At 72.2% G+C, this 17,865-nt stretch carries 14 protein-coding genes; 9 read left to right on the top strand and 5 right to left on the bottom strand.

What is annotated here, in order from left to right; translation table 11 throughout:
* Window positions 1-158 precede the first annotated feature (158 nt).
* Entirely contained in the window at window positions 159-1,466 is a 1,308-nt protein-coding gene (locus NE358_RS04335) for a coiled-coil domain-containing protein (RefSeq protein ID WP_103211058.1), read from the top strand.
* Between the two features lie 78 nt (window positions 1,467-1,544).
* Here NE358_RS04335 and hpf read toward each other — a convergent pair whose 3' ends face one another.
* The 5 genes from hpf to mtrA all read right to left on the bottom strand — a co-directional run bounded on the left by hpf (window position 1,545) and on the right by mtrA (window position 7,088).
* Complete coding sequence (gene hpf, locus NE358_RS04330; RefSeq protein ID WP_103211060.1) at window positions 1,545-2,207, bottom strand: ribosome hibernation-promoting factor, HPF/YfiA family; 663 nt, start codon at window positions 2,205-2,207, stop codon at window positions 1,545-1,547.
* Window positions 2,208-2,300: 93 nt separating this feature from the next.
* Window positions 2,301-2,969: a ComF family protein gene (locus NE358_RS04325; protein WP_289941818.1), complete on the bottom strand. Its 669-nt coding sequence runs from the start codon at window positions 2,967-2,969 to the stop codon at window positions 2,301-2,303.
* A gap of 90 nt (window positions 2,970-3,059) precedes the next feature.
* Window positions 3,060-4,718, bottom strand: a complete 1,659-nt coding sequence (locus NE358_RS04320) for an LpqB family beta-propeller domain-containing protein (RefSeq protein ID WP_103211063.1) — start codon at window positions 4,716-4,718, stop codon at window positions 3,060-3,062.
* A complete protein-coding gene (mtrB, locus tag NE358_RS04315; protein WP_103211065.1) occupies window positions 4,715-6,400 on the bottom strand; it encodes an MtrAB system histidine kinase MtrB in 1,686 nt (561 codons plus the stop codon). Before mtrB ends, NE358_RS04320 begins: the two co-directional genes overlap by 4 nt.
* 7 nt (window positions 6,401-6,407) lie before the next feature.
* Window positions 6,408-7,088 carry an MtrAB system response regulator MtrA gene (mtrA, locus tag NE358_RS04310; RefSeq protein ID WP_103211067.1) on the bottom strand — a complete coding sequence of 227 codons (681 nt, stop codon included), beginning with the start codon at window positions 7,086-7,088 and terminating at the stop codon, window positions 6,408-6,410.
* 164 nt (window positions 7,089-7,252) lie between these two features.
* Between mtrA and NE358_RS04305 the strand changes: the two genes are divergently transcribed.
* The 8 genes from NE358_RS04305 to NE358_RS04270 all read left to right on the top strand — a co-directional run bounded on the left by NE358_RS04305 (window position 7,253) and on the right by NE358_RS04270 (window position 17,562).
* The gene (locus tag NE358_RS04305) at window positions 7,253-8,644 is read left to right on the top strand and encodes a glycerophosphoryl diester phosphodiesterase membrane domain-containing protein (protein ID WP_499318312.1); all 1,392 of its coding nucleotides are present in this window, start codon (window positions 7,253-7,255) and stop codon (window positions 8,642-8,644) included.
* An 11-nt stretch (window positions 8,645-8,655) separates the two neighbouring features.
* Window positions 8,656-9,294 carry a DUF4129 domain-containing protein gene (locus NE358_RS04300; protein WP_147301815.1) on the top strand — a complete coding sequence of 213 codons (639 nt, stop codon included), beginning with the start codon at window positions 8,656-8,658 and terminating at the stop codon, window positions 9,292-9,294.
* Window positions 9,291-10,469: a DUF4350 domain-containing protein gene (locus tag NE358_RS04295; RefSeq protein ID WP_289941809.1), complete on the top strand. Its 1,179-nt coding sequence runs from the start codon at window positions 9,291-9,293 to the stop codon at window positions 10,467-10,469. Before NE358_RS04300 ends, NE358_RS04295 begins: the two co-directional genes overlap by 4 nt.
* On the top strand, window positions 10,466-11,473 hold the full coding sequence (locus tag NE358_RS04290; RefSeq protein WP_289941807.1) for an AAA family ATPase: 1,008 nt from the start codon (window positions 10,466-10,468) through the stop codon (window positions 11,471-11,473). Before NE358_RS04295 ends, NE358_RS04290 begins: the two co-directional genes overlap by 4 nt.
* Window positions 11,473-12,774, top strand: coding sequence for a DUF58 domain-containing protein (locus NE358_RS04285; protein WP_141375414.1), 1,302 nt, complete (start codon window positions 11,473-11,475; stop codon window positions 12,772-12,774). Before NE358_RS04290 ends, NE358_RS04285 begins: the two co-directional genes overlap by 1 nt.
* 125 nt (window positions 12,775-12,899) lie before the next feature.
* Window positions 12,900-13,922 (top strand): 3-oxoacyl-ACP synthase III, encoded by a 1,023-nt coding sequence (locus tag NE358_RS04280; protein ID WP_289941805.1) that lies wholly within the window; start codon window positions 12,900-12,902, stop codon window positions 13,920-13,922.
* Window positions 13,919-16,606 (top strand): alpha/beta fold hydrolase, encoded by a 2,688-nt coding sequence (locus tag NE358_RS04275; RefSeq protein WP_289941804.1) that lies wholly within the window; start codon window positions 13,919-13,921, stop codon window positions 16,604-16,606. Before NE358_RS04280 ends, NE358_RS04275 begins: the two co-directional genes overlap by 4 nt.
* Complete coding sequence (locus NE358_RS04270; protein WP_141375408.1) at window positions 16,603-17,562, top strand: NAD-dependent epimerase/dehydratase family protein; 960 nt, start codon at window positions 16,603-16,605, stop codon at window positions 17,560-17,562. Before NE358_RS04275 ends, NE358_RS04270 begins: the two co-directional genes overlap by 4 nt.
* Window positions 17,563-17,865: the final 303 nt, after the last annotated feature.

The raw sequence follows: 17,865 nt of genomic DNA, 5'->3' as shown, positions 1-17,865 counted from the left end.
CGCCCGCATGGACGCCGGCCTGCGAACAGGCATACATCGCCCATGTTATCCGTGTTACCCGTTCGTGACCTGCGAGGAGGCCACAATCCGAAAGCGGCGGAGCGCGCCCCCAGCGAACACGCGGCGACGGGAGGGAAAGCGACGCCTAGGATCGAGCCATGGCCGGTTTCTGGGGCAAGAGGAAGCGCGAAGAACAGGACGCGGCGGATGCCGATCTGGCACGCCGGGCGGAGCTTGCGATCGTCGCCGCCGACGAGCGCGTCCGCTTGACCTCCGACGAGCTCGACTTCGCCCGCGCCGAGCTCGGCGACAAGGCTACGGAAGACCTCGCGGCGGCCCTCGAGTCCGTGCGCACCCACCTCGCAGAGGCGTTCCAGCTGCACCAGCTGAATCACGACGAGATCCCCGACACGAAAGAAGAGCTGCGCACGCGTAATGCGCGCATCATCCAGCTCTCGGAGTGGGCCGAAGACCTCCTCGAGGAGCGCACCCAGGTGCTGCAGCCCAAGATCGACGCCGTGCGCCGCGCCCCCGAGACACTGGCGCGCGTGCGGGCCGACCGCGACCGGCTCGCCCAGCGCATCCCCAACGCCCGTGAGGTCGTCGATCGACTCTCGCGCCGCTACAGCGATTCGGCCCTCTCGCAGATCGGCGGCAATCCCGAAGAAATCGAGCAGCTCCTCGACTTCGCGGTGCACACCGCGTCCGTCTCCGAGCGCCGCCGTGAGGCGGGCCAGCGCGAGCAGGCCTCCGTCGCCCTCGAGGCCGCCACCGAGGCGGTGCGCCGGGCGGAATCGCTTCTGGATGCCGTGGACACCTTCGAGATCGAAGCGCTTCGCGCCGAGTCGACTCTCGCCGCCGTCGTCGACGACTCGCGCAACGACCTCATCGAGGCGCGGATGGGTGCGCAGACACCGGCCGTGGTCCAGGCGATGGCCACACTGCAGCAGGCGTTGACCGCCCTCCCCGCTTCGGGATCCCGCAGCGATCCGTTCCAGGCGCTGTCGTCGCTGCGCCAGGCGAACGCGGATCTCGACCTCGCGCGCGAGCGAGCGGCCCGCCCCGTTCCCTCCCAGGATCAGGTGGAGCACGCGATCGACGACGCCGACCGTCAGCTCGCCGTCGCGCGCGGGCTCATCACCGGGCATCGCGGGTGGATCGGAGCCGATGCGCGCACGCGCTTCGTCGAAGCCGAGCGCCTGCGCGCGGGCCTGCCGCTGGGACCCGTACCCGAGGACCAGCGCGAGACGGCACTGGCCACCGCCCGACGCGCCGGTGCCCTGGCCTCCGAGGCCCTCCAGATCGCCCAGCGCGACATCGAGCAGTCCCGCCCGAACGACTGGGGCAACGATGGCCGGGGCGGCGGTTACGGCCGCGGAGGCGGTATGGGTGGCGGCAACATGGTCGGCGGCATGCTCGGGGGTCTGGTCATCGGTTCGCTGCTCGGCGACATCTTCGACGGCTGACCCGGCGCGTTCTCCCCCGCCCCACCCGCGTGACGAAGCCCTCGGCCATTCGGCCGAGGGCTTCGTGATGTTCTCAGGTCAGGATGCGATCTCCACGACCGGCGACGCCTGGGTCGCGAGAGCGATCACACCGTAGTCCCACCCCTTGCGGCGATAGACGACGCTCGGGTGATCGGTGCGGGCGTCGATGAAGAGGAAGAAGTCGTGACCGACGAGCTCCATGCGGTCGACGGCGTCTTCGACCGTCATCCATTCGGCGCCGAACTCCTTCTGTCGGATGACGACGGGGGTGTAGTCCTCTTCTTCGGCGGAAGTCTCTTGCACGGGGACCGACCCGGTGGCGACGGCGCGAAGCACCTCGACGGACGCGGGCTCCACGTCGATGCCCGAGAGTTCTCCGGTGCCCTTCTCGAACTTCGCCCCGCGAGGGTGGTTGCGCGCATCGATGCGCTTGTCCTTCGCGCGACGCACCTGCTCGGAGATCTTGTCGACCGCGAGGTCGAGGGCCGCGAACTTGTCGGTGTCGGTGGCCTCCGCGCGGACGACCGGACCCTTGCCGTCGAGCGTGAGCTCGACCGTGTCGTCCTCCAGACGACCGTTGCGGTAGGAGCGATGAGTCACCTTGACCTCGAGCGCTTGAGCGCGAGGCGCGAGGTGCTCGATGCGGCTGACCTTCTCTTCGACGACCGAGCGGAAACGATCGGTGATACCGACTCCCACTCCGACGATGTTGGTGTCCATCAGTGACCTCCTTGTTCCGGGTTCCGCCCGGTCTAAGGGCGGAACATCCGTCGCCTTCAGTCATCCCCACGCTAGTAGTCCGACACCGCCATGTCACGTCTCAATCACCCGGGATTCACCAGGGAAGTCCCTTAGTCGCGGCGTGTGCGCGAGCGCCACCGCGAGGACCTCGGCCGCTCCCGCCGCGCGCAGAGCGCGCGCCGCCTCGGCCAGGGTCGCCCCCGTCGTGACGACGTCGTCGACGACGACGACCGCGCCTCCCGCGACCGGTCGACTGACGAACGCTTCTCGCACGTTCTCGCGTCGCGCGCGCCGACCGAGCCCCCTCTGGTCGTGCGTCGCACGGACGACGCGCAGCAGCCGCCGGTGCCTCCACCCGGCACGCTGCATCAGCACGTCGAGCGGTCGGAACCCGCGGCGACGAAAAGCCGCGCGCGTGCCCGGGATCGTGGTGACGAGAGCGCCGGCGGGCACCGAGAGCCGCAGCACCTCGTCCAGCGCGGGAGCGAGGTCGCGCGCGAGGGAAGTGCGACCCTCCTCTTTGAGCGCGCGGACGACGCGGGCCGCGACACCGTCGAAGACGAGGGCGCTCGTCACCGCCAGCCCCGGCTCGATCGCACGACGGATCGGCTGCGGGGCCAGGGCGTCACGGCATCCGGAGCAGAGATCGGAGTCGACCACGCCGCATCCCGCGCACGAGACGGGCAGCCAGAACGTCACGGCATCGCGGAAGGAGGAGGAGAGAACGGCGCGGAACGACATGGACCCAGCGTGCCGGGGCCGACGAAGGCATGCCGGTTCGGCGGCCCCCTCCGGGGACAGAAGACCGCCTCTCCCCGGTGGGGAGGAGTCTCAGGAGGTGGTGCCCTGCTGGGCGGCGAGCACGCGGATACCGGTGGCCACCAGAGTCCACGAGCTTCCACGACGGCTGTAGAGACGACCGGCGTCGTCGAGTACGCGCACGCTCGTGCTCCCGGCGGCGAGGGTGGTCGCGCCATCGGGGGCCGCGGCCTCGGTCCCTCGTCCGCCCACGTTGAGCTCGCGCAGACGGCTGGCGCCGTCGACGTCGGCCAGGACGCCCACCGTCGTGTCGTCGAGCCAAGCCAGGTCGAAGGCCCCCTGTTGCGAGAACGACAGCACGTGCGGAACGCCGAGATCGACCTCGCCGCCCTCGCGCTGGATGCCGGCGACCCACACCTCGCGTGTGCCCGAGACCGTGACGATCGCCGCCACCCTCGTCCCGTCGCGCGAGATCTGCATCGCGGTGATCTCGGAGGCGTCGGGCCAGGCATTGCCGACGTTGCGCGGCACGCCCTCGGCGGAGATCGTGCGCAGCTGCGTCGGCGCGGAAGCGGGCACGCTCCAGATCGCCCCCTCGGCGTCGATCGTGGGGGCGATCAATCCGGGACGATCATCGAGCAGGAAGGTACGCCCATCCGCCAGCGCACTCGCCACGGCGCCCTGCTGCGTGCGGACCGCCGCGAGGCTCCGGTCGGCCTCGAGCTCGACCGCGGCCGGGGCGAGAGACTCGATCGCCTCGGACAGTCCGCCGAGCGATTCCACCGTGTCTCCGGCGAGCGCGCCGAACGCGCCGGCGGTGGTCAGCACGGCAGGAGAGGGATCGACCCGGGTGACACGCACCGACACCTCGGACGCGGGTACCGGGGTGCCCTCCACCGTCATCTGCACTTCGCTGATGCCGGCCGTGACCAGGCTCTTGGACAGTTGCGTCTGCATGCGGTCGAGCGTCGTGCGGTCCAGGCTCAGGGCGGTGCGCGGCAGCTGCACCTGGGCGACGCCGCTGGAGGACAGCGTCACCGAACGCCCCACGAGCGACAGCTCGTCGGGGAACGCCGTCTTGACCGCGCCGGCGAGCCACGCGCTGGGCTGCCCGTCCACCAGGGCGGTCGCCACGCGGCTCGCCACCAGCGCTCGCGGGAACCACCGCACATCGGGGACGATGAAGCTCCACGTGGGATCGAAGTACGCGATGGATGCCGACTGGTAGACGGTCGGGAACACCTCCTCGTACAGCACGACCCCGTCGGGTGCCGACGTGATGCGCCACTGATCGTCGACGCGCGCGAGGGTGAACGAGAGGGATTCCGCGGTGCCCGAGGCCGTCGGGGCATAGGCACCGTTGGCATCCACCCCCGCGACCGTGGTGAGCGCGACGGTCACTCCGGTGCCGTCGGCGTTCGCGGCGGCGCGGCGATCGGCGAGGCGGTCGATGGTGACGCGGGCGCGGGGATCCCACTGGGTCCCGGACGCCAGGAAGAGCTTCGCCGTGGCCCAGTCGTCGGCGGGGCCGGAACCGGCACGAAGGAACCCCTCCACGATCTCGGCGGGAGAGGCGTCGTCCTGCGGTCCGTCGGGGACGAAGGCGAAGGCCTGCGTGTCGTCGACCTGGGGGCCCCGCCCGGGATTGACGTAACCGGAGGTCGGAAGGCCCGTGCACGCGGTCAACGCGAGCACCAGGGCGAGACCGACGAGGGCGAGAGCGCGTCTCATGTCGTCTTCCTCACTCCGGGTCGGGTCGAGATGGGCTGTGTGAGGCCCAGGGCTTCGAGGGCCCCGCCCTGCTCGTCGTCGGGGACGAGGGGCAGGGGCGAGCTGCTGACCGGCTGACCGGCGCGCGGCAGGGTGAGCACGAAGTTCGAGCCGCGTCCGGGCTCGGACCAGACCGACAGGGTACCGCCGTGCAGCTTGGCGTCGCCGAGGGCGATGGACAAGCCGAGGCCCGTGCCGCCGATGGTGCGCACGCGCGAGGGGTCGGCGCGCCAGAAGCGGTCGAAGACGCGCTCCACGTCGTCGGGCTGCATGCCCAGGCCGAAGTCGCGGACGCCGAGGGCCACGGCATCCCGGTCGCTGTCGACCGACACCACGATCGGGCGTCCCTCACCGTGCTCGATCGCATTGCCGAGGAGGTTGCGGACGATCCGGCGGACGCGCCGGGCGTCCATGTCGACCGGGGTGTAGCCGCCCGGGGCGACGAGGCGCACGTCGGAGCCGTGGCCCTCGGCGAGCTGCTCCATGGAGAGGATGACGTCTTCGGCCAGATGGGCCAGGCTCGTCGCCTCGAGCTCGAGCTGGACCGAGCCCGCGTCGTAGCGGCTGATCTCGAGCAGGTCGGTGAGGAGCACCTCGAAGCGCTGCACCTGCGCGTGCAGCAGCTCCGCGGCGCGGCCGGTGGCGGGATCGAACTCCTCGCGCTGGTCGTTGATCATGTCGGCGGCGAGCTTGATCGTCGTCAACGGCGTGCGCAGCTCGTGCGAGACATCCGAGACGAAGCGCTGCTGCACGAGCGAGAGGTCGGCGAGCTCCTTGATCTGCGATTCGATGCTGTCGGCCATCGCGTTGAAGGAGCGGTTCAGGGTCGCGAGCTCGTCCTCGCCGCGCACCGGGAGCCTGACGCCCAGATCCCCTGCCGCGAGCTTGGCGCTGGTCTCGGCGGCATCCGCGATCGGAGTCGTGACGGATCTGAGGACGAACCAGGCGATGGCGCCGATGAGCAGCACGAGGACCAGGCCCACGACCCACAGCAGCACCTGCACGAAGGCCAGGGTCTGCGAGGCACTGGTGAGGTCGTACCCCATGTACAGCTCGTACGAGTCGACCCCGTCCTCCGCGGGGAAGCGCAGTTGATGACCGACCAGGATGCCGGGAACCTCACGGCCGTCGTCGGCGGGGAGCGCCACGGACTGCCACCACTGCAGGTCGGGGCTCGACTGCACCTGCGTGCGCAGGGCGTCGGTGACCATACGGGACTCGAAAGCCGGGGAGATGAAGGGTTGCGGAGCCAGCGGGGAGGGCGGGCCGATGCGGTACAGGGCGATGAGATCGCTCGAGGACTGCTGCGACAGGCGCGTCGCGATACCGTTCATGAGCGTCTGCGCCGCGGCCGGATCGGTCGAGTCGACGGCGGCGTCGAGGGTGGCCTGAGCCGCGGCGGTGGCGCGCTGCGCCTCGAGCAGCACCTGGTCCTTGCGGGCCGTGAACAGTTCGTTCTGGATGACGAGCGCCATGGCGATGCACGTGACGAGGATCGTCGCGGCCGTCAGCGTCACCGTGAGCACGATCGTGCGGAAGCGCAGCGAGCGGCGCCACAGCGTCGCGAGGCGATCGCGCACGACGCGCCAATCGCGCCATCCTCGAGCCCGCGGCCGCGGGAAGGTGCGCACCGCGCCCGTCATGAGGAGATCAGGCCACCGCGCCGGCGCGGTAGCCCACGCCGCGCACGGTGGTCACGATGCGCGGGTTGTCGGGGTCGGCCTCGATCTTCGCGCGCAGTCGCTGCACGTGCACGTTGACCAGGCGGGTGTCGGCCTTGTAGTGGTAGCCCCACACCTGCTCGAGCAGCATCTCGCGCGAGAACACCTGCTGCGGTTTCTCGGCCAGCGCGACGAGGAGCTCGAATTCCAGAGGGGTCAGGGCGATCGGGGCGTCGCCGCGACGGACCTCGTGCGCGGCGACATCGACGACGAGGTCGCCGATGCGCAGGGTCTCGTCGACCGGTACCTGCACCGGACGCAGGCGCGTTCGGATGCGCGCGACGAGTTCTTTCGGGTTGAACGGCTTCATGATGTAGTCGTCGGCGCCCGACTCGAGACCCTTGACCACGTCGGCCGTGTCGGTGCGCGCCGTGAGCATGATGATCGGCACGCCGGACTCCGCTCGCACGCGCGTGCAGATCTCGATGCCGTCGACGCCCGGGAGCATGAGGTCGAGCAGGATCAGGTCGGGGCGCTCGGTGCGCCAGGCGTCCACCGCCTGCGCGCCGTCTGCGCAGAACACCGTTTCGAATCCCTCGGTGCGCAGCACGATGCCGATCATCTCGGCCAGCGCGGTGTCGTCATCGACAACCAGGATCCGTGAAGTCATTCGGGTGTACGTCTTCCGTCTCGAAACCCGCTCGGGGACGGGCACTACGCCCCGGGTGGGGGCACGTCCCATCGAGAGTAGTCGACCTGCCTGCACGACAGGCGTACGTGTCGGGGGTGTGTGACACGATGAGGGCACCGCCATGTGACGAGGAGGGGCCCCACATGACCGCGTACCCGTCTTGGACCCCGGCATCGCGCCCGGGGATCGTTCCGCTGCACCCGTACGGGTTCGGCACCATCTTGGGCCGTTCGTTCGTCGCCCTGCGTCACAACCCCAAGGTGCTGCTGGGTTTCGCCCTCGTCGTCCAGGCCGTGGCCTACATCGTCGTGACGGCGGCGATCGCCGGGGTGGCGATCGCGAGCTTCTCCCGGCTCGACACCGTCCCGTACGGCAGCGACGACTACGACGCGATCATCGCGGGCTCGATCGCCCTCACCGCCATCGCCGCCCTGGTGCTCGGCATCCTGTCCGGGGTTCTGGGCGTCGTCGTGCAGGGCATCGTGGTGGCCGAGGTGGCGCACGCGGTGGTCGCGGAGAAGCCCTCCCTCAGGGCCGTCTGGGCGCGGGTGCGTCCGGTGTTCTGGCGCCTGGTCGGCTACAGCGCGCTCACGGTCGGTGCGGTGGTGCTGCTCGTCGGGGTCCTCGCGGGGATCGTCGCGCTGCTGGTCATCGCCGCGACCTGGGTCGGCGCGCTCGTCGGCGTGCTGTTCTTCCTGGCGCTCATCCCGCTGTACCTCTGGTTGACGCCCAAGCTGTTCCTCGTCCCCTCCGTGATCATCCTCGAGCGCGCCCCCGTCTTCCGGGCGATCGCTCGATCGTGGCAGCTGACCCGCGGACGCTTCTGGTCGACGCTCGGGGTCGTCGTGATCATCTCGGTGGTCTTCGGGGTCGTGGCGCAGATCATCTCGCTGCCCCTGAGCCTGTTCGGGGGCTTCGTCCCGTCGATCATCGCGCCGACCGGCGAGAGCGGAGCCGGCGCGCTCGTCGGCCTCATCGTCGTGCAGGTCGTGGGGCAGTTCGGGATCCTGCTGGTTCAGTGCATCGCTCTCGTGGTGCAGTCCACCTCCGCCGTCCTCGTGTACGTCGACGCCCGCATGCGCGTCGAAGGTCTCGACCACGACCTGCAGTCCTACGTGGAGGCACGCGATTCCGGCGCAGCCGAACTGAGCGACCCCTACCTCGTGGGTGTGGGCCGGGTCGTCGAGCGCCCCGCCCCGGTGCCCTACGGCGCTCCGCCGGCGTTCGCGGGCTACGGTCCCCCGGCGGGGAACGCGGGGTACGGCGCTCCCGCGACGGGAGGGTACGCCGCTGCACCGCGAGGGTATGCGGCCCCCCAGGGACGACCTGTTCCGGGCTACGCACCATCGGCTCCCGCAGCCGCCCCGACGCCTCCCCCGTACGCGGCGCCGGTCACTGCCCCCGCGCCGCAGGCCTACCCCGCTCCCCCCGTGCCCCCCGTCGCGCAGGACTCCCCCGCGGCCCCGCCCGCGCCGGGCGCCCCCGATCGCGCGCAGACGACATGGGCCGCCCCCGGCTCGAACGGCGACGCGTGATCCTCACGGCCATGGCAGCCGCCTTCCCGCTGCTTCCCGACCCCGACCAGGCCCGGGACTGGGCCGAGCAGGAGCTCGGCGACCCCGTGTACCAAGCGGCCGAGCCGAACATCGTCGACCGTATCTCCCAGGCCATCGGGAAGTTCCTCGAAGATCTGCTGCGTGTCCCCGACAACGACGGGTGGGGTCCGTCCGCTCTCGTCGTGCTGGGCATCATCGTCGTCGCGCTGATCGTCGTCGCTCTTCTCATCTGGGGCCGACCGCGCCTGTCGACGCGCGCCTCGGAGCCGGCTCGCGCGCTCTTCGACGACGACGACGGCCGCTCCGCCGACGACCTCCGCGCCGACGCGACGGTCGCGGCCGACCGGGGCGAGTGGGACGACGCGATCGTGCTGCGATTCCGCGCTTTCGCGCGCGGCCTCACCGAACGCGGGCTCGTCGATCCGCCTCCCGGCGCCACGGTCCGCGCCTTCGCGCGCGAGACGGCGACGGCGCTGCCCGCCCTCGTCCCGCTGCTCGATCCGGCCGCCACGACGTTCGACGACATCCGTTACCTGCGCCGCCCCGGCACCCGTGAGCGCTACCGACAGGTCGCCGACCTCGACGATGCCGCCGTCCGCGCGCGCGTCGTACCGGTGGCATCCCGGTGAGCGCGCCGACGGCCTCGGCCGCCCCGATCCGTTCGCGCCGGAGATCCGCCCTCGGCTGGGCAGCCCTGTGCGCGGGTCTCCTGCTCGCCGCTCTGATCGGCGGCACCCTCGTCTACGGCGGGTACACCCAGCGCGCGATCTTCGACCCCGACTCGGCCGGCCCGGATGGAACCCGCGCGGTCGTGCGAGTCCTCGAGAGGCAGGGTGTCACCGTCACGATCGCTCGCGACCGCGCCGCCGCCGAACGCGCCCTCGCCGACGGCGACGCCACCCTCGTCCTGCGCGATGCCCCGATGCTGTCGGACGACGCGCTGCGGGAGCTCACCGACCGCGCGCAGCACGTCGTCCTCGTCGAACCCCGGTCTCGCGCGCTGGACGTGCTCCTCGACGGCTCCGCGCTCGGCGGCTTCTCCCCCGACGCGTCCGCGACCCCTGAGTGCACCGTCGCCGCGGCCTCGAACGCCGGAACGGCCCGCGTGGGCGAGCTCCTGCGCCCCGGAGACGGTGTCCAGGGCTGCTACCCGGTCGACGGCGAGTTCGGGCTTCTGCAGTCCGAAGGAACGGACGGCCGGACGGTGACCGCCCTCGACGGGCTCTCGGTTCTCACGAACACGGCCCTCCCCGTCGACGGGAATGCCGCTCTCGCCCTCGGCGTGCTCGGACAGACCGACAGGCTCGTCTGGTACGTGCCCGCCCTCTCCGACGCCGACCAGAATACGGCCGCCCCGACCCTCGGCGACCTCACTCCCGCGTGGGTGACTCCCGCCATGCTGCTGCTTCTGACCGCCGCTCTCGCCGCCGCGATCTGGCGAGGGCGCCGCTTCGGGCCGCTCGTGGCCGAGCGCCTTCCCGTCACCGTCCGCGCCACCGAGACCACCGAGGGCCGCGCGCGCCTCTACGCCTCGTCGAAGGACGCTGCGCACGCGCTCGACGAGCTCCGCCGCGCCGCCCGGGCACGTCTGGGTCGCCTTCTCGGCCTCACCGCCCGGACCTCCCCGCACGAGGTCGCCGATGCCGTCGCCCAGAGACTCGGCGCGGACCGCGCGCGCGTGCGCGGCATCCTCGTCGACGACCTCCCCCGTACCGACCGCGAACTCGTCGCGGCGGCCGACCGCCTCCGCGATCTCGAAGAGAGCGTGCGCGCCGCCGTCCGAACCGAAGGGACCACACGATGACCGACAGCCCCGAGACCCCCGCAGCCGCGGCCCCCGTCTCGCCGAGCGACGACCACGCGCAGCTGCGCGACGCGATGCACCGCGTGCGTCTCGAGGTCGGCAAAGCCGTCGTCGGCCAGGACGGCACAATCACCGGCCTCCTCATCGCGCTCCTCTCCCGCGGGCACGTCCTGCTCGAGGGTGTCCCCGGCGTCGCCAAGACGCTGCTCGTGCGGTCGTTCAGCCGTGCGCTCGGACTCGACACCCGCCGCGTGCAGTTCACCCCCGACCTCATGCCGGGAGACGTCACCGGCTCCCTCGTCTACGACGCCCGCGCCGGCACCTTCGAGTTCCGGGCCGGCCCCGTCTTCACCCACGTGCTGCTGGCCGACGAGATCAACCGCACGCCCCCGAAGACGCAGGCGGCGTTGCTCGAAGCCATGGAAGAACGACAGGTGTCGTCCGACGGAGAGAGCCGGGCACTCCCCGATCCGTTCCTCGTCGCCGCGACGCAGAACCCCATCGAACACGAGGGCACGTATACGCTGCCCGAGGCACAGCTCGACCGCTTCCTCCTCAAGCTCGTCGTGGATCTCCCCGGTCGCGATGCCGAGGTCGACGTTCTGCGTCGCCACGCCGCGGGATTCGACCCCCGCCGTCTCGACGACGCCGGTGTCGCGCCGGTCGTCACGGCGCCCCAGATCCTCGCGGCGCAACGCGCGGCGGCATCCGTCGCCGTCGACGACGACCTGCTCGGCTACGTCGTCGACCTCGCCCGCGCGACTCGGCAGAGCCCGTCCGTGCTCGTCGGGGTCAGTCCCCGCGCGTCCACCGGCCTGCTCGCCGCCGCCAAGGCGTGGGCGTGGCTGAGCGGGTATCCCGCGATCACGCCCGACCACGTGCAGACCATGCTCGTGCCGGTGTGGCGCCACCGCATCCGGCTGCGTCCCGAGGCGGAGATCGAGGGCGTATCGGTGGATGCCATCCTCACCTCCGTCCTGCAGCAGACCCGCGTTCCCATCTGATGTTCGTCACCGGCCGTCTCGCCCTGCTCGTCGCCCTCGGCGTCGTGCCCCTCGTGCTGTTGAGCACGGCGGGGCTCTCCGCGTGGGCGGTCGCCGGCGGGTGGGTGCTGCTGTGCCTGGTGCTGGCGGCCGTCGACACCCTGCTCGCCGCCGACCCGCGCCGGGTCGAGATCACCCGCACGCACCCCGAGCGGGCGCTGCGCGACGAAACCGTGGCCGGAGAGCTGCGCGTGCGCAATCTCGGCACCCGTCTGCTGCGCGCCCGCGTGCGCGACGCGTGGCAGCCGACCGCCGGGGCGCCGGCCGAGCGGCAGCGCTTCACCGTGCCGCCCGGAGAGAGACGCTCCGCGCCCCTGCCGTTGCGCCCTCGCCGTCGCGGCGAACTGCGCAGCGCCTTCGTCGCCGTTCGCGCGGCGGGACCCCTGGGGCTGGCCGGTCGCCAGGGCGTCATCGACGCCCCCGGCCGGATCCGCGTGCTCCCGCCGTTCACGTCGCGGCGGCACCTTCCGTCACGTCTGGCCCGGCTCCGCGAGCTCGACGGCAACACGAGCCTGCAGGTGCGCGGTCAGGGCACCGAGTTCGACAGCCTCCGCGAATACGTGCGCGGCGACGACGTGCGCTCGATCGACTGGCGCGCGACCGCCCGCGCCGGCACGACGATGCTCCGCACCTGGCGCCCCGAGCGCGACCGGCACGTCGTGATCGTCATCGACACCGGGCGCACGGCCGCGGCTCGCGTGGGCGACGGGGTGCGCCTCGACGCCGCGATGGAGGCGGCGCTGCTGCTGTCGGTGCTGGCCACCCGCGCGGGCGACCACGTGCACCTGCTGATGTTCGACAGACTGCCCCGGGCGCGCGTGACGCGGGTCGACGGAGGCCCCCTGCTCCCCGCCCTGGTCGACGCCATGGCACCCGTCGATCCGCAGCTGATCGACACCGACTGGGATGCCGCTCTCGCGCACGTCCGCGGGTTCGCCGTCCGCCCGGCCCTCGTGGTGCTGCTCACGGCGGCCGACGATCCCGAGGCGGCCCGCGCGTTCCTCGCCTCGCTTCCCGCGATCGCCTCCCGCTCGCGCCTGCTGGTCGCCACGGCCACCGACGGGCCCGGCGAGACCCCCGCCCACCGGGATGCTTCCGACGTCTACGCCGCCGCCGCCGCCGAGCGCGCCCGGCACGACGCCGAGCGCGTCGCGGCGGCGATCGTGCGCGCCGGCGGCGATGCGGTGTCGGCGTCGGCAGACGACCTTCCCCCGCTCGTCGCCGACCGCTATCTCGCGTTGAAAGCGGCCGGTCGGCTGTAGCACACCCGCTCCCCATGCAGCCCGCGACATATCTCGCGGCTTATCCTGGGGGGTACCCTTCCAGCCGTCAACGCGTCCCCTCCGCGCCCGGCTGCGCCGTCTACGCACAGGATGCGGGAGATCTCTTGCCAGGTAACGCCACCACGCACTTCGACGATGTGGCTCTCGTTTCGGTGGCGAGCGTCTTGCCCAGCCGCGTCACGACGTCCGACGACATCGAGGAGCGCCTCGCCCCGGCGCTGCAGCGACTGAAGCTCAAGCCGGGTCTCCTGCGCCGCGTCGCGGGCGTCAACGAGCGTCGCAACTGGGCGGAGGGCGAGTCCTCCGACGAAGCCACCATCGCCGCGGGAAAGCAGGCCCTCGCCGAGGCGGGGGTCGACCCCGGCGAGATCGGGCTCATCATCAACACCTCGGTGACGCGCAAGCACCTCGAGCCTTCGGTGGCCGTGCGTCTGCACCACGGTCTGGGTCTGCCGAGCTCGGCGATCAACTTCGACGTCGCCAACGCGTGCCTCGGTTTCATCAACGGCATGAGCCTCGCCGCCGGCATGATCCAGTCCGGCCAGGTCAAGTACGCCCTCATCGTCAACGGCGAGGATGCCGACGAGATCCAGGTCAACACGATCAACCGCCTGGTGCGCGAAGACCTGGATCGTGACGCGTTCATGCAGGAGTTCGCTTCCCTGACGCTTGGTTCGGGAGCCGCAGCCGCCGTCCTCGGCCGGGCGAGCGACCACCCCGAGGGCCACCGCATCGTGGGCGGGGTCACGCGCGCCGCGACCCAGTTCTACGACCTCTGCGTCGGCAGCGTCGACGGCATGTTCACCGACGCCAAGGCTCTGCTCAAGGGCGGCCTCGACCTCGTCGTCTCGGCGTGGAAAGAGGCGAAGGGCGAGTTCGCGTGGACCGGCATGGACCGCTACATCACGCACCAGGTCTCGTCAGTCCACACCTCGGCGATCGTCCGCGCGGCAAAGCTCGACCGCGAGCGCGTCCCGGTGACGTACCCGAGCCTCGGCAACGTGGGTCCCGCCTCGATCCCGATCACGCTCGCCGCCGAGCAGAAGACGCTGCGTCGAGGCGATCGCGTCCTCCTGATGGGAGTGGGCTCCGGACTGAACACCGGGATGCTGGAGCTGGCCTGGTGAGCTTCCCGCGCGTCACGGGACCGCAGGCCGTTCTTCCCCCGGCGGGCCTGCCCGGGCTCGATCCGGCCCTGTCGCGCCTCGTGAGCGTCGACGGCGTGCTCGCCGACGCGGGAGCCACGCGCCGGTGGCACGTGCTCGACACCGGCGACGCCCTGGCCGAGCGCGGCTTCGAGCCGATCGGCACGATCGTCGCCGTGCACGGCAACCCCACGTGGTCGTACCTCTGGCGCGCTCTCGTGAACGCCTCGCTCGCGCGCGCCGAGGGGGGAGCGGCCGTCTGGCGCGTGGTGGCCGTCGACCAGCTCGAGATGGGCTTCTCGGAGCGCTCCTCGCTGCGACGCACCCTGGCTCAGCGCATCGCCGACCTCGACGCCCTCGTCGAGCAGCTCGGCATCCGGGGTCCTGTCGTCACCATCGGTCACGACTGGGGCGGACCCGTCTCGCTCGGCTGGGCCGTCGAGCACCGCGATCGCCTCGCCGCCGTCGTCGCGCTCAACACCGCCGTCCATCACCCCGATGGTGCGGCGCTCCCCTTCGCCCTGCGCGTCGCCACGGCCCGCGGCATGCTCGCTGCCGGGACGACGGGCACCACGGCGTTCCTCGACACCACCCTGGCCCTGGCCGAGCTCGATCCCGGGGTGAAGGCCGCCTTCCGCGCCCCGTACGCGACCGTCGCCCGGCGACGCGGCATCGGCGGTTTCGTCGCCGACATCCCCGCGACCCCCGACCACGAGAGCACCCCGGCCCTGCACCGCATGTCGTCGGGCCTGCGCGAACTCACCGTGCCCGCCCTGCTTCTGCGCGGCCCTAAAGACCCGGTGTTCGGCGAGGACCACCTCGACGATCTCACCGACCGACTGCCGCACGCCGACGTGCATCGTTTCGAGGGCGCCGGACACCTGATCGCCGAGGAGCGCCCCTACGCCGACGTCGTGCTCGACTGGCTCGATGAGAAGGTCGTGGATGCCGTGACACCCGCGACCCGTTCGCGTCGCTCGGCCGCCGCGAGGCGTGCAGCCGCCGCGCCCGCGCCCAACACTCCCCCCGCGCCCGGGGATGTGTCGGGTCACCTGTGGGACGCCCTCGACGCGCGCCGCGACGACGACGACACCGCCGTCATCGACATGACCACCGACGACGACGGAAACCCGTTGCGGGTGAGCTGGCGCCAGCTGTCCGCTCGCGTCGACGAGCTCGCCGCGGGCCTCGACGCCTTCGGCGTGCGCGCGGGCGACCGCGTCTCGCTGCTCGTGCAGCCCGGCCCCACCCTGACCGCCGCCCTCTACGCGTGCCTGCGCATCGGCGCCGTGGTGGTCGTGGCCGACCGGGGTCTCGGCATCCGCGGCCTCTCCCGGGCCGTACGCGGTGCGGTCCCCGACGTCGTGATCGGCGAGGTCGCGGGGCTCGCGGCCGCGCGCGCCCTGGGGTGGCCGGGGCGCCGCATTTCGTCTGCGGCTCTTCCGGCGGTCACCTCCCGCGCCCTGGGTGTCGAGGCGAGCCTGTCCGGCCTCGCCCGCGCCGGACGCGGTCGTGCCGTGCCCGCTCCCCCCGCCCCGGAGGCCGAGGCCGCGGTGCTCTTCACCTCCGGCTCGACGGGACCGGCCAAGGGCGTCGTCTACACGCACGCCCAGCTCACGGCGCTCCGAGACACCCTCGCGGCGCACTTCGACGTCACCGCCGAGACGGGTCTCGTCACCGGTTTCGCCCCCTTCGCCCTCCTGGGGCCGGCCCTGGGCACGCGGTCGGCGACGCCCGACATGGACGTCTCCGCCCCGCGCACCCTGACGGCGGTCGCCGTGGCCGCGGCCGTGCGCGCCTCGGACGCGCGGATCGTCTTCCTCTCGCCCGCCGCCGTGTCGAACGTCGTCGCGACGGCGTCGGCCCTCACCGCCGACGATCGCGTCGCTCTTGAGGGCGTCGAGACGTTCCTGTCGACCGGGGCTCCCGTGAGCGTCGACCTGCTCCGCCGCGCGCAGGCGCTCATGCCGAACGCGACGGCCCACACCCCGTACGGAATGACCGAGTGCCTGCTCGTCGCCGACGTGACGCTGCCCGAGATCGAACAGGCGCAGGGCGACCGGGGCGTGTGCGTCGGTCGGCCGCTCGGCAGCGGTCAGGTGCGCATCTCGGCGATCGACGCCGATGGCCGCGCCTCGGGCGAACCCTCGACGGAGCCGCGAGTCACCGGCGAGGTCGTCGTCTCGGCGCCCCACCTCAAGCGCGGATATTTCCGCCTGTACCTCACCGATCGCGAGGCCCAGCGCGGCCTGCCCGACCGCTGGCACCGGACCGGAGACGTCGGCCACCTCGACGCCGAGGGTCGCCTGTGGATCGAGGGGCGCCTCCCGCACGTCATCACCACCGCCGAGGGCCCCGTCACCCCCGTGGGCATCGAGCAGGACGTCGAGACGGTCCCCGCGGTCGAGCGCGCCGCGGCCGTCGGCGTGGGCCCCCGGGGCAGGCAGGTCGTCGTCGCCGTGGTCGAGGCGGGCGTGCGGCGCCCGGGGCTGGCATCGCCCGACCTGACCGATCAGGTGCGCGCGGCGACGGCGCAGCGCCTCGCGGCCGTGCTGGTCGTCCCGACCTTGCCGACCGACATCCGCCACAACTCCAAGATCGACCGCTCGCGTCTCTCGGCCTGGGCCGGGCGTGTGCTCGCCGGCGAGAAGCCGACGGCGCCGTGAGAGTCCTCGCCACCGGGTCGTCCGGGTTCCTCGGCCGCGCGGTCGTGCGCGCCCTGCAGGACGCCGGCCACGAGGTGCGCACCCTGCAGCGCCGACCCTCCGGCGTCGACGGCGCCGACGACCGGCGGGGGTCCGTCACGGATCCGGATGCCGTGGCCTCAGCGCTCGAGGGAATCGACGGAGTCGTGCATCTCGCGGCGAAGGTCTCCCTCGCGGGCGACCCCGCCCAGTTCCGCGCGGTCAACGTGGAGGGCACCCGCATCCTGCTCGATGCCGCCGCCGCCGCGGGCGTCTCACGCGTCGTGCACGTCTCCTCCCCCTCCGTCGCGCACGCCGGCCACGCCCTCGCGGGTGTGGGTGCCGAGCCCGCGGATCCGGATGCCGCGCGCGGCGAATACGCCCGTACGAAGGCCGAGGCCGAGGTTCTCGCTCTCTCGCGCGCCGGCGGAGACACCGCCCTCGTGGCGGTCCGCCCGCACATCGTGTGGGGCCCGGGCGACACGCAGCTCATCGAGCGCGTCGTCGCGCGTGCCCGGCGGGGCACCCTGCCCCTGCTCGACGGCGGCACGGCGCTCATCGACTCCACGTTCGTCGACAATGCGGCATCCGGCATCGTGGCCGCCCTTCATCGCGTCGATGAGGTCAGCGGCCGCGCGTACGTGCTCACGAACGGCGAACCCCGGCCGGTCGGCGACCTGCTCGCCGGGATCTGCCGCGCCTCGGGCGTCACCCCGCCGCGCTTCAGCGTGCCCGCGGGCGTGGCCAAGGCGGCGGGGTCGCTGATCGAGCGGGTGTGGGCGGTGCGCCCGGGACAGGACGAGCCGCCGATGACCCGATTCCTCGCCGAGCAACTCTCGACCGCGCACTGGTTCGATCAGACCGAGATCCGCCGCGACCTGCACTGGGCGCCCTCGGTATCGATCGATGAGGGTCTTCGCCGCCTGTCGCGCGCCTGAGCCGCGGCATCCGGGGTCTCCCGTCGACCCCCGTGTCCCCTTTTTCGCAAAGCATGTCCCGAAAAGGGCCGCCTGAGGAGCACACAGGCAGCCGTAAATGGGACATGGCCGGTGCGTCCCACTTCGCGCAGTGCATGTCCCAAAAAGGGCCGCTTGGCGCGCACTCAGGCAGCCGTAAATGGGACAAGGTCGGTGCGTCCCGCTTCGCGCAGAGCATGTCCCGAAAAGGGCCGCCTGGCACGCACTCACGCAGCCGGACACGTCACGCGCACCGACGACGGAAGGCCCGCCCCGCGAGGGGAC

The organism is Sphingomonas sp. G5 (assembly GCF_052660795.1).
Note: the sequence above shows the minus strand (reverse complement) of the source record. Positions and strands in the feature narration are given on the sequence as shown.